We start from the raw sequence: 12,364 nt of genomic DNA, 5'->3' as shown, positions 1-12,364 counted from the left end.
ACTCCAGGCTCTCAAGCGAAAGGTGTAGGTATTTCAGGACGGGACACACGCAAAAAAAGGGCGACCCGAAGGCCGCCCTTTTCATGCCCAGCAGACCGATCAGTGAGACGAAGCGCCACTGGCGCCGAGGCCGGTATGCGAACGTACGAACTGCGGCAGGAACAGAGCGCGTTCCTCTGCAGCCGATTCGGACTTGTCGGTGATTGAGAAGAACCAGATGCCGACGAACGCCACGATGATGGAGAACAGCGCCGGGTATTCGTACGGGAAGATCGCCTTCTCGTGGCCGAGCACCGTGACCCAGATGGTTGGGCCGAGCACCATAAGCACCACCGCAGTGATCAGGCCGAGCCAGCCGCCGATCATCGCGCCACGGGTGGTCAGGTTCTTCCAGTACATGCTGAGGAACAGCACAGGGAAGTTACAGCTCGCGGCGATGGAGAACGCCAAGCCCACCATGAAGGCAATATTCTGCTTCTCGAACAGGATACCCAGGCCGATTGCCAGGATACCCAGGCATACGGTGGTGATCTTCGATACGCGCAGTTCATCCTTCTCGTTGACGTTACCTTTCTTGATCACACTGGCGTACAGGTCGTGAGACACCGCCGAAGCGCCAGCCAGCGTCAGGCCTGCAACCACCGCGAGGATGGTGGCGAAAGCCACGGCCGAGATAAAGCCCAGGAAGATGCTGCCGCCCACGGCGTTAGCCAGGTGCACAGCCGCCATGTTGTTACCGCCCAGCAGCGCGCCAGCAGCGTCTTTGAAGGCCGGGTTGGTGCTTACCAGCAGGATCGCGCCGAAGCCGATGATGAAGGTCAGGATGTAGAAGTAACCGATGAAGCCAGTGGCATAGAACACCGATTTACGGGCTTCTTTGGCATCACCAACGGTGAAGAAGCGCATCAGGATGTGCGGCAGACCGGCAGTACCGAACATCAGCGCCAGACCGAGGGAGATCGCCGAGATAGGATCTTTCACTAGGCCGCCGGGGCTCATGATGGCCTCGCCATTGGCGTGAACCTTGATCGCCTCGGTGAACAGGGTGTTGAAGTTGAAGCCAACGTGCTTCATCACCATGAACGCCATGAACGATGCACCGGACAGCAGCAGCACTGCCTTGATGATCTGTACCCAGGTGGTGGCCAGCATGCCGCCGAACAGCACGTACATCACCATCAGGATACCGACCAGTACCACAGCAACGTGGTAGTCGAGGCCGAACAGCAGCTGGATCAGCTTGCCGGCACCCACCATCTGCGCGATCAGGTAGAAGGCCACTACCACCAGCGAGCCACTGGCCGACAGGGTGCGGATTTCTTTTTGCTTGAGGCGATAGGACGCCACGTCAGCAAAGGTGTACTTGCCCAAGTTACGCAGGCGCTCGGCGATCAGGAACAGGATCACCGGCCAGCCGACCAGGAAGCCGATGGAGTAGATCAGGCCATCGTAGCCCGAGGTGAACACCAGGGCAGAAATACCCAGAAAGGACGCCGCCGACATGTAGTCACCAGCGATTGCCAGGCCGTTCTGAAAACCGGTGATACCGCCGCCTGCGGTATAGAAGTCCGACGTCGATTTGCTGCGTTTGGACGCCCAGTAGGTGATGCACAGCGTGCCACCAACAAACGCCAGGAACATCAGTATCGCGGGGGTGTTGACGGCCTGACGCTGCACGTCGCCAGTCAACGCATCGGCCCACAAGGTCGGAGCCAGGGCCATCAAGGCCAAAGTGGAGAGGATGCGGCCGATCATTTGCCCACCTCATCCAGAATTACCTGGTTCAGTTGGTCGAACTCGCTGTTGGCGCGGCGCACATAGATGCCAGTCAACACGAAGGCCGAGAGAATCACGCCAACACCTACGGGAATGCCCCAGGTGATCGGGGAGCCTTCGCTGATGCGGGTTCCAAGCCAGGTAGGCACAAAGGCAATGAGCAGGATGAAACCTACGTAAATGCCAAGCATGAAGGCGGAAAGTATCCAGGCGAATCGCTCACGCTTGGCTACTAGCTCCTTGAAGTGCGGACTTTGCTCGATCCGCCGATAAATGCTGTCGTTCATTTTATTGTTATCCTCCACAGCAGGATGCTGGTACGGATAACTGTATGTGAGCCTTAAACTTCTGACAGACGACCTTAGTCGAAACCCCGCCCTTTTTAGACCAAAGTCTAATGCGACCTAGCGCCGCTGCTGGTACTGCTGCGTGCCCTGCCCTGGATAACGCTGCACTTCGTAGCCATTGGGGTATTCGGTGCTCTGGCGAATGCCGCCACGGGTCTCGAATGTCGAGCTGCGCTGCCCACTTTCATAGCTGCGTGAATCGATGCCTTGCGGTATGCGCTGGCCGCCATAGAGGTTGTAGCTCTCTTGGCGCTCATAGGTGTCGACGCTGCCACTGGCGCCTGGGCTTACGTAGGCCTTGGGAATCACGCGAATGGTTTGCGGCGCCCGCTCGTCCGCAACCGCTGCGGTGCCCGCCAAAACGGCTAGCACCAGGGTAAGGCTGATCAGTGCTTTCATCTCGAGCTCCGGTTACGGCGCTGGTCAATATCGCCAGCGCCTCTATCGCGTATCTGAGTGAGACAACGGCCGACACCCATTATTCGCGGCTCAGCGCTTCGCCTATGCCATAAAAGTGACCACCGGCCACATGGTGAATGCTGCGCCAGCTCGGATCAGCATCTTCGAAGTGCCAGCGGCCGTCGCGGAACACCCGCTCATCGGCCCAGGCGGCGGTCACTTCGCCAATGAACAGGTCGTAGGTCTGCTGGTTATGCGGCTCGGGGATCAGACGACAAGCCAGCCACGCCGAACAACCGGAAACGAACGGCAGGTTCTGATCACCCAACGAGATCAGCTTGACACCGCTATCGGCCAGCTTGTTGGGATGCTCATTGAGGCTCCGCGAACCCACCTGCCTGGTGAGTTCCAGCTGCGCGGCGGTGGGAACCTGAATGACGAACTGCCCGCTGCCTTCAACCAGCACGCGTGTAGCGGTGATTTTATCGAGCACCACGGTGAGCTTCGGCGGATCGAAGTCCAGGGCACAGGCCCAGGCTGCCGCCATCACTCCATCGACGCCGTCGTGGCGTGCGGAAACCAGCACCGTAGGGCCGTGGTTGAGCAATCGGTAGGCTTTGTCCAGGCTCACAGGCTTGATCGAATTGTTCATCGCGGCACCTCGATAGAATCCATGGCGCCACTGTACAACATCGCGTCTGTGGCCTCGAACTGTGCAAGAAATTGAACGCCAGGGGCTGCCCCTTCTGCACGGCCGGCACTAGAATCGGCGGTCGACCGGCTGCAAATCAGCCGCCATTCAATCGGGCACCAGGCACACAAACAACATCGCCTGCCCGCGAGCCATCAGGGGTGAAAGCATGTTCGAGGTAACCGAAGTCTCCATCGCCGAGCTGCGCGCCGCGCTCGAGACCGGCCGCACGACGGCGGTCGAACTGGTGAAGGCCTACCTCTCGCGGATCGACGCCTACGATGGCGCAGATACGCCCACCAAGCTCAATGCCGTGGTAGTTCGCAACCCGGACGCGCTGAAAGAGGCCGAAGCCTCCGATGCACGTCGCGCTCGCGGCGAAACTCTGAGCCCGCTGGATGGCATTCCCTATACCGCCAAGGACAGCTACCTGGTCAAAGGCCTGACCGCCGCCTCCGGCAGCCCGGCGTTCAAGGATCTGGTCGCCCAGCGTGACGCCTTCACCATCGAGCGCCTGCGCGTCGCCGGCGCCATCTGCCTGGGCAAGACCAATATGCCGCCGATGGCCAATGGCGGCATGCAGCGCGGCGTGTATGGCCGTGCGGAAAGCCCCTACAACGCCAATTACCTCACCGCACCGTTCGCCTCAGGCTCCTCGAACGGTGCTGGTACGGCGACAGCGGCTAGCTTCGCCGCCTTCGGCCTGGCCGAGGAAACCTGGTCAAGCGGCCGCGGCCCGGCCTCGAATAACGGTCTGTGCGCCTACACGCCATCGCGCGGGGTGATTTCGGTGCGCGGCAACTGGCCGCTGACCCCGACCATGGATGTGGTAGTGCCCTTTGCCCGCACCATGGCGGACCTGCTGGAGATCCTCGAAGCAGTCGTCGCCGACGATCCTGATACACGCGGCGATCTGTGGCGCCTGCAGCCCTGGGTGCCGATCCCGAAAGCCTCCGACGTACGCCCCGCTTCCTACCATGAGCTGGCCGCACAGGCTGATGCGCTCAAGGGCAAGCGTTTTGGCGTGCCGCGCATGTACATCAACAAGGATGAGCTGGCCGGCACCAGTGAAAAGCCTGGCATTGGTGGCCCGACCGGGCAGCGCATTCACACCCGCGCCTCGGTGATCGCGCTGTGGGAACAGGCCCGCGCCGCGCTTGAAAAAGCCGGTGCGACGGTGCTCGAAGTGGACTTCCCGCTGGTGTCCAACTGCGAAGGCGACCGCCCCGGTGCGCCGACCGTTTACAACCGTGGCCTGGTCTCCCGCCAGTTCCTGCATGACGAACTGTGGGAGCTGTCCGGCTGGGCCTTCGATGACTTCCTGCGCGCCAATGGCGACCCAAAACTCAATCGCCTGGCCGACGTCGACGCCCCGCAAATCTTCCCTCACGCCCCCGGCACCTTGCCCAACCGTGAAGACGACCTGGCCGCCGGCATGGACGAGTACGTGCGCATGGCCCAGCGCGGCATCAAGGCCTGGAACGAGATCGCCAGCGTGCCGGACGGCCTGCGCGGCCTGGAAAAGACCCGGCAGCTCGACCTCGAACAGTGGATGGACGAACTCAAACTCGACGCCGTGCTGTTCCCGACCGTCGCTGACGTCGGCCCGGCCGATGCCGATGTGAATCCGCAGTCTGCCGATATCGCCTGGAGCAACGGCATCTGGGTCGCCAACGGCAACCTCGCCATTCGCCACCTCGGTGTACCGACGGTCACCGTGCCGATGGGCGTGATGGTCGATATCGGTATGCCGGTTGGGCTGACCTTTGCCGGCCGCGCCTACGACGACAATGCCCTGCTGAAACTAGCCTCGGCTTTCGAGTCGACCGGCAGCAAACGGCAGATCCCGCCACGCACCCCGCCGCTGTAAACGAGCGAGAGCACATACGAGATTGGTAGACTATGCCAATCCCGGTGCCTCTCAGCACGCGGTCAACAGTTGTCGAGACGTGCACCACGGATAGGGACAACACCGTCGGCCGGCGGTGTTATTGCAACAACCAGGATCGTTATGCCCGTTCACGACGAAAAACAGCTGCAAGCACTCAACGTCGCCCTCACCTGGAGCGGCTTTCGACAATTCCTGCCGATCTCGGCCTTCGTGGTGCTGTTCGGACTAGCGTTCGGGCTGGCCGCCACGCAAACAGGGCTCAGCACCGAGACCAGCCTGGTGATGAGCGCGCTAGTGTTTGCAGGTGCCTCGCAATTCGCCGCGCTGGACTTGTGGGGTACGCACATACCGCTGGTGCCGCTGGCTCTCACGGTGTTCGCCATCAACGCCCGCCATCTTTTGATGGGCGCCACCCTTTATCCCTGGCTCAGCACGCTGCCGCCGGCCAAGCGCTACGGCGTCATGCTGGTTGCGTCCGATGCCAACTGGGCCATGTCGATGCAAGCTTTCGGTGCCGGCAAACCCGGCCTCGGCTTGCTGCTCGGTGGTGGCCTTGCATTGTGGCTGGCCTGGCTGCTGGGTACCTGGCTGGGCATCTATTTCGGCAGCGCCATCGATGACCCGGTGAGCTTCGGCCTCGACATGGTAATGGGCTGCTTCCTGCTGGCCATGGTGGTCGGCGGGCAGAAGAACCTGCGCATCCTGATCATCTGGGCGGTGGCAGCCGGCGCTTCGCTGCTGGCCTATTGGTATTTGCCCAGCAACAGCCATGTAGTGGTCGGCGCATTCGCCGGCGGCGCACTCGGCGCGTTGTGGATGGAGAAGAAAGCATGATGCTCGAAACCGCTGGTTCCGGCGCCCTGATTATCGTGGTCATCATGGCGGTAGTCACCCTGGCCACCCGCTGGGGTGGCGTGTTCGTGATGTCCTTCGTGCCGATCAACCTGAGAACCCAACAGTTCATCAGCGCCATGTCCGGCTCGGTGTTGGTGGCCCTGCTCGCGCCACTGGCAATCGAAGGCGATGCAGGCGCCAGGCTGGCGCTGCTGAGCACTGCTATCGTCATGCTCCTGGTCAGGAAACCGCTTGCCGCCATTGCCGCGGGGATACTGGTGGCAGCTCTGGTTCGCCACCTGGCATAACTTGCAGTCATGACTGCTCAATCTGTTGAGCCGCAACAGGTAAGTGCTAGTGAAGATAACTTGGGAAATAAAGGGCTGTACCTAACGACTGAATCGTCCTGCTTCAATCGACACTGGAAACAGCACTGTTCAAGCGCCCTGAGCTATCTTGAGGCCGTTCTAGAGATCAAAAAAAGGCCCGCATTGGTAAATGCGGGCCTTTTCAATTTTTTTGGTGCCGGAGATAGGAATCGAACTAAAAGCCAATAACCCTATAAAAATATGAACATGAGAAAAAATCTAGAATAGAAAGGTACTCAAATAGATACTCATGCATTTTAGTCTGACTACAATTTCGCTTGAAGCGAACGCAGACCTTTTTAATTGTTTAAAATTTGAGCAAACGCAGCGTTTTTAGCTCTCACGCACAGCTTTGAGGGGGAGTATCTAAAGCATGCTCACCATGCAGCTTCGGGGGCTGTTTTAGAGCGCCACCGAGGTTTGGCCCGCGACCACTGGCAGCTAAAACCGATTTTCCCTGTATCTACCCCGCTAGCAACTACTGGCACAAATCAAACCGATTGCAGAAAATTAATAAATACGATAAAATGACTAAGCTCTTTAGCTTAAGACGAATCCGTCTAGTCGGGTGTTTAGCCAGACTCTAAGTTATTGAACGACATTGTGGTTGCGATAGTCTCGCAACCTGATCTCGTTCCTCAATCAGGTTGCGAGACTATCGCTTCCTCTAGTAAAGAGTTAAGCCCAAGAGTGATGCTCTTGGGCTTTTTTATGGAAGCCACAATGAGTCTGATTGAGAAACTTGCATCAGCACTTAAGAAAAGCGAGGCGGAAGTCTTAATCTTCTTAAAAAATGCACCCAAAAAATATAAAGTTTACACAATCCCCAAGCGCACATCAGGCCACAGGGTCATCGCCCAGCCCTCAAAAGAACTAAAAGAATATCAGCGCAAATATCTAGAGCTACAAGACTTTCCCATACATAACTCCGCAATAGCTTATCGTAAAAATTTTAGCATTAAAGACAACGCTAACGCACATAAGAAAAACCGCTACCTCCTAAAGCTCGATCTGGAAAATTTTTTCAATTCTATCAGCAACCATCTGTTTTGGAGAGTTTGGGAATCCATTCTACCTATGCCGCCAGAAGCTGATAAACGAATATTAGAGAACCTACTTTTCTGGTGTCCGAGCAAAACAATCGGAGGACGCCTAATTTTAAGCATTGGCGCACCAAGCTCCCCCCTTATCTCCAACTTTTTCATGTATAAATTCGACGACGCTATCTATGAAATATGTATGGAAAGAGAGATCAAATACACAAGATACGCAGACGATTTAACTTTCTCCACCAATAGAAAAAACATCCTTTTTGAACTTCCGCACCTTGTTGAGACCTTACTATTTTCGTTATTTGGAAGCGCAATAAGGATAAACAAGAAAAAGACAAAGTTCTCATCCACAGGTCATAACAGACACGTTACCGGAATTACAATCAGCAATAACCAAAAGCTTTCACTTGGACGCGACCGCAAAAGATACATCAAACATTTAGTACATCACTACATGTTAGAAAAGCTGAGCAATGAGGACACACAACACCTTAGAGGCCTACTATCTTTTGCCAAACATGTAGAACCATTATTCCTACACTCATTAGAAAATAAATATTCGACCGGACTAATACATAAGATAGTCGAGGGACGAGATGACTGACCAACACAAAGATCATAGAAAAACCATTAAGCTCCTTACTCAAAAAGCTGAAAAGGGCATATTAGAGGCCCAGCACCAGCTGCACGAATACTTCAGCAAAGGGAAATATGTTGCAAAAGACGAACAAGAAGCCCAAAAATTTCTCACAATTCTTGAGAATACAATCAAAGACAAGAGCATCCATTTAAAGTCACTACAAATTTCTGGCTTTCGGCGCTTTCAAAATATAGACATAGACTTTGATGAAAAAATAACCGTAATCGTCGGAAACAATGGCGCGGGTAAAACCACTATAGCAGATGCAATATCAAAACTTTTCTCATGGTTTAATAACAACCTAGAGAAAGACGGCATCAACGGCAAACCCATAATGCCTAGCGATATAAATATCAAAAATTTGGATTTTGCCGAGATAATAGGGAAATTTCAACTCGACAAAATCAACTTATTCGATGCTTCCCTTGTACGCACAGTAAGTGGCTTTACAGGAAGCCACTCAAGTGAAGTAAACCTTATAAAACAGTTTGGCTCCATGTATAGGAAAACCGCCAAAAATTCCGCTATAGCTGTCCCACTCTTAGCATTCTACTCAATTGAGCGCTCATGGCTAAATCTAAAGCAAGAGATGCCAGAAAAAGCAACCGACGATACAGCAATTAATCGATTCACTGCCGTAAGACATGCTGCAGATGGAAACGAAAGGCTTGATAATTTCTCAGAAAATTACATTGAACTAGTCAACCTAGCACAAGGAGAAGAAACCAAAGAAAGCAACGATATTAAAATGCAAATCGCCACCTTGGAAATGTTAATTAGAGAGGAAGACAATAGCACTCAACAAATAACTGAAAACTCTCTCATTCATAAGCTAATATCAAAAAAAGAAGAATTAGAAAGGATACGGGATCGGACGCCCTCAGCTGGATACCAAAGACAGCTAAAATTCGTAAATCTCGCTATCGAATCTTTGGTACCTGATGTTAAAAATTTAAGAGTCGAAAGACGTACTGGAAAAGTCCAACTCTTAGTAACAAACTTCGGCAATGAAATAAATATAACCCACCTATCTCAAGGACAAAAAGCTCTAGTTGCTTTAACCGGAGATCTAGCTAGACGACTGGCCACATTAAACCCCGACGCTCAGAACCCTTTAAACTGCCACGGGATAGTAGTGATTGACGAGATTGAACTGCACTTACATCCTAAGTGGCAACAAGAAATTCTAGGAGGCCTACAGCGTACATTCCCTGGCCTTCAATTTATTGTTACAACGCACAGCCCGCAAGTGCTAAGTACTGTACACAAAGAAAACATCCGAACCCTTGAACTAGATGCTAGCGGTAATATTATCGCAACGAAACCTATTGCATCGACTTATGGCGAGCCCAGCGGCGACGTATTACATAGTGTCATGCAGGTTGATCCTCAACCGCCTATTTTAGAAAAACCAGACTTGCAGCGACTGACGGAGCTTGTTGATCAGGGACTTCAGGAAAGCCCTGAGGCCGAAAAACTTATGCAGAGTTTGCGTATTGCTCTCGGCGAAAATCACCCCCAGCTATTGCGATTGCAGCGCAGTATTCGCAGACACAGAGCGCTCAAGGAATGAGATATATTCAAAAACAAGGGGATGGCGGATATCATTTAAACCAGTCAAATAATACGCCACCACAAACCAGCGGCAACGCAACCAGTCGCTGGGGAAGCTTTGGACATAAAGCTAAAGTGATTGAGCACCTTTTATTTGAGCAGTACAATTTGTGCTGCTATAGCGAGCTACGTGCGGACCATCATCAAATCGGATACCATATTGAGCATGTAGAAAACAAAAATCAAAACCCACAACGGACTTTTGACTATACCAATTTAGCAGCGAGTGCATTTAGCAGTAACAACATTTCACAGTTCAATTACGCACATCAGACAACCAATCAATCACAGTCAATTTTCGGCGGCCATGCTGCTGGCAAGCAAAATGCTGTCGATATGCAACGCTTTATTTCTCCGCATCAAATCGGCTGCGCCCGTTTTTTTGCATATTTATCAGATGGTCGAGTTGTGCCGGCTGCCGGTCTAAATGAAGTAGACAATGAGCGTGCTAGATACACGCTCGCCCTATTAAACCTTAACAGCCCATACTTATTGACACAGCGTCGCCGATGGTGGGATGAATTGGAAAATCTATATGATGGGCATATGAACGATGAAATGGACTTATATTGTCTAGCCCGTATAGATCTAATACCAATTAACCAATCACTGAACCCCTTCTTTAGTCTTACTCGACAGTTCTTCGGTCAGATTGCAGAGTATGTCTTGCAGCAAGATGCACCTGAGCTGAAATGAGCAGTTCGAGTTTAATAACTTATCAGAGAATACTGCCTCAACAAGCATAGGACCGAGACAGCTGGGAGACTTAATTATGCCAAGACTAAAGCTAGAACTCACCTACGATATTGACCATAGTAAAAAATTTACCTTTTACTTTACCAGGACACAGTTGCAGAAACTCCACTCATTACTTAGCGGCCCAGAACCAAAGACTAGTAAAATAGAAAACAATTATTTTTCTTACCATGGTAGCTATTTAGGACACAACACTGACAAAACGCATGCATCTAAATATAGCTTCCATGAGGATCCCAGCGAAATCAAGAACAAGATAAAAGAGCTACTCCTTCAGTAAATAGAGATTTCACCTTGAAACCACAAGTCCCTGAAGAAGGACAGCCTTCAAAGTAAAAATAATATTTACTTTTGCGTACTATCCGAGTAACTATCTGGCATTGCACTTATAAGATACTACCCGCAACTCGCGGACGAAGAGCAGGACAACCTTGGCACCCGCTCTTATAGACTGAGCAACTCAGTGGTTGCCAGCCAATTTCCTTGCGTAATATCGATCACTGAGGTCTTTGTTTGGATCGGCCTTAACCCAGCGCTCAGCCTTTGCGCAGCCCACACATGTCAATGTGTTCTTGTCTGAGCTGAGGGTATAAACACGAGCATTACCCTCTTCTCCAATCCTCAACCCAGCATCAGCCACCTCGAAACCTGGCGTTTTCTTCCCACGTGGGTTGAAGCTGGCGAAGTCGAACGTCCAAACCCTGATCTGCTTCTCACGCCAAATACCCATAATGATTAGCGGATCAGTTTTTGAGGTGCGCTGATACACCCAATCACCCTCATAAGGCGTTAGCTTTGGAGCTTCGGAGTTCCGACGGCCCTGCTCCATTGCCTCATCACGAACTCTTTCCAGCTCTGCATTCATTGCCTCTTCACGTTTGCGAGCTTGTTCCTTAAGCAACTCGTCAACGTCATATGGCCCTTTAGGGTCATACTGCCAAACGTGCTCATCTGTTTTCATGCCGAGCACTTTACAATTAAGACAGTCAAGACTGCGCTCATCGACATTACGTTTCATGGCTAATCGCAAAGAGCTATTCACGTCATCGAGAAGAAGCTTTCCGTCTTTTACGGACACACGCATTTTCCCAAGAGGCCGGATACCGTCCTTTCCGTAGTCTCCGAAAAGTTCTGCTTCCTCGCCATGAATATTTAGAACCATCGGTCCCTTCAAGTTTGAATCCTTAAAGCGATAGGCTCCGGTAAAATCCTCATCTGCACAAGCAACAAGTGCTATGCCGGCAAGCGCGACAACAACTGACTTTAATAGAATACGCATAACATCCTTTCTTTCGATGAATGACGCCTCATTCCTGGCATCGTGAGAGAACACTTGTGTCTGGCAGCGGCCAAAGCGGCATGCCGCAGAGTCATTTTGCCATCACTGCCGCCTGCTGACCATTTAGCTCAGAAACGAATAGGTCAGCACGTAACGGATCAAGCCTCAGCAAGACAGGCATCCAATAAATCCTCAACACCACTCCGTCTCTAGCAACAAGCACATCTCGAGTCGGGGACAACGACCACTGCCAGCGCGGAAAAAGGCAGCTGACAACCACTAGGTCATTCAGGTCTGCGCGAATCATGGTTCGCGCCTATCTTTGCGCTCCATCCACTCCGCTACCAGCCAGCACACGACGCCAAGCCCTCCCATCACCACGATGAGCCACAGTGGCACGAGGCGGTGGGTGCCAATCCAGAAACCAAGCCCCGCGAAGAAAATCGTCATCATCAACTGCTTCATCTCACACCTCCGATTCATTAGAGGGGCAGACGCTAACCGTGAAATGGTAGGTGTCATCGAGACTCGGGAAAAAATCGTCAGCTCTCAATCTGGGATTCCGGGCGGTCGCGGCCATTTTCTTGGAATGCCAGTGAACCGCCATGGCAATCTAGTGAACGACGATGGAGCGGCATTGATTGCATGAGTACTCGCCGGCGAAGCGCGCGGTGATATCAGTGAACGGCTGTGCCACCAGGACGATTCGCGAAGATG

The 12,364-nt window shown here is 52.8% G+C and carries 12 protein-coding genes; 6 read left to right on the top strand and 6 right to left on the bottom strand.

Translation table 11 applies throughout. The features are described 5' to 3' along the window. Positions 1-99 precede the first annotated feature (99 nt). From BUC40_RS08200 to BUC40_RS08185, 4 genes are all read right to left on the bottom strand, one after another. Positions 100-1,755 (bottom strand): cation acetate symporter, encoded by a 1,656-nt coding sequence (locus BUC40_RS08200; protein ID WP_073264472.1) that lies wholly within the window; start codon positions 1,753-1,755, stop codon positions 100-102. Then, positions 1,752-2,063, bottom strand: a complete 312-nt coding sequence (locus tag BUC40_RS08195; protein WP_073264470.1) for a DUF485 domain-containing protein — start codon at positions 2,061-2,063, stop codon at positions 1,752-1,754. Before BUC40_RS08195 ends, BUC40_RS08200 begins: the two co-directional genes overlap by 4 nt. Positions 2,064-2,180: 117 nt before the next feature. Continuing rightward, the gene (locus BUC40_RS08190) at positions 2,181-2,522 is read right to left on the bottom strand and encodes a hypothetical protein (RefSeq protein WP_073264468.1); all 342 of its coding nucleotides are present in this window, start codon (positions 2,520-2,522) and stop codon (positions 2,181-2,183) included. A gap of 79 nt (positions 2,523-2,601) precedes the next feature. Beyond that, complete coding sequence (locus tag BUC40_RS08185) at positions 2,602-3,174, bottom strand: flavin reductase family protein (protein ID WP_073264466.1); 573 nt, start codon at positions 3,172-3,174, stop codon at positions 2,602-2,604. Positions 3,175-3,382: 208 nt separating this feature from the next. Between BUC40_RS08185 and BUC40_RS08180 the strand changes: the two genes are divergently transcribed. The 6 genes from BUC40_RS08180 to BUC40_RS08155 all read left to right on the top strand — a co-directional run bounded on the left by BUC40_RS08180 (position 3,383) and on the right by BUC40_RS08155 (position 10,308). Then, on the top strand, positions 3,383-5,083 hold the full coding sequence (locus BUC40_RS08180; protein ID WP_073264463.1) for an amidase: 1,701 nt from the start codon (positions 3,383-3,385) through the stop codon (positions 5,081-5,083). A 141-nt stretch (positions 5,084-5,224) separates the two neighbouring features. After that, positions 5,225-5,938 (top strand): AzlC family ABC transporter permease, encoded by a 714-nt coding sequence (locus BUC40_RS08175; RefSeq protein ID WP_073264461.1) that lies wholly within the window; start codon positions 5,225-5,227, stop codon positions 5,936-5,938. Next, a complete protein-coding gene (locus tag BUC40_RS08170) occupies positions 5,935-6,246 on the top strand; it encodes an AzlD family protein (protein ID WP_073264459.1) in 312 nt (103 codons plus the stop codon). Before BUC40_RS08175 ends, BUC40_RS08170 begins: the two co-directional genes overlap by 4 nt. Before the next feature lie 783 nt (positions 6,247-7,029). Then, complete coding sequence (locus BUC40_RS08165; protein ID WP_073265166.1) at positions 7,030-7,962, top strand: retron St85 family RNA-directed DNA polymerase; 933 nt, start codon at positions 7,030-7,032, stop codon at positions 7,960-7,962. Next, positions 7,955-9,571 (top strand): retron Ec78 anti-phage system effector ATPase PtuA, encoded by a 1,617-nt coding sequence (ptuA, locus tag BUC40_RS08160; RefSeq protein WP_073264456.1) that lies wholly within the window; start codon positions 7,955-7,957, stop codon positions 9,569-9,571. Before BUC40_RS08165 ends, ptuA begins: the two co-directional genes overlap by 8 nt. Continuing rightward, on the top strand, positions 9,568-10,308 hold the full coding sequence (locus BUC40_RS08155; RefSeq protein WP_073264454.1) for a retron system putative HNH endonuclease: 741 nt from the start codon (positions 9,568-9,570) through the stop codon (positions 10,306-10,308). The genes ptuA and BUC40_RS08155 overlap by 4 nt, the downstream gene beginning before the upstream one ends. Positions 10,309-10,828: 520 nt before the next feature. Here the strand turns inward: BUC40_RS08155 and BUC40_RS08150 are convergent. Further along, the gene (locus BUC40_RS08150) at positions 10,829-11,647 is read right to left on the bottom strand and encodes a hypothetical protein (RefSeq protein WP_073264452.1); all 819 of its coding nucleotides are present in this window, start codon (positions 11,645-11,647) and stop codon (positions 10,829-10,831) included. A 303-nt stretch (positions 11,648-11,950) separates the two neighbouring features. After that, positions 11,951-12,112, bottom strand: a complete 162-nt coding sequence (locus tag BUC40_RS22870; protein WP_167369141.1) for a hypothetical protein — start codon at positions 12,110-12,112, stop codon at positions 11,951-11,953. Positions 12,113-12,364 lie beyond the last annotated feature (252 nt).

The organism is Phytopseudomonas punonensis, from assembly GCF_900142655.1.
Lineage (GTDB): Bacteria > Pseudomonadota > Gammaproteobacteria > Pseudomonadales > Pseudomonadaceae > Aquipseudomonas > Aquipseudomonas punonensis.
This window is presented reverse-complemented; position numbering and strand designations above follow the sequence as displayed.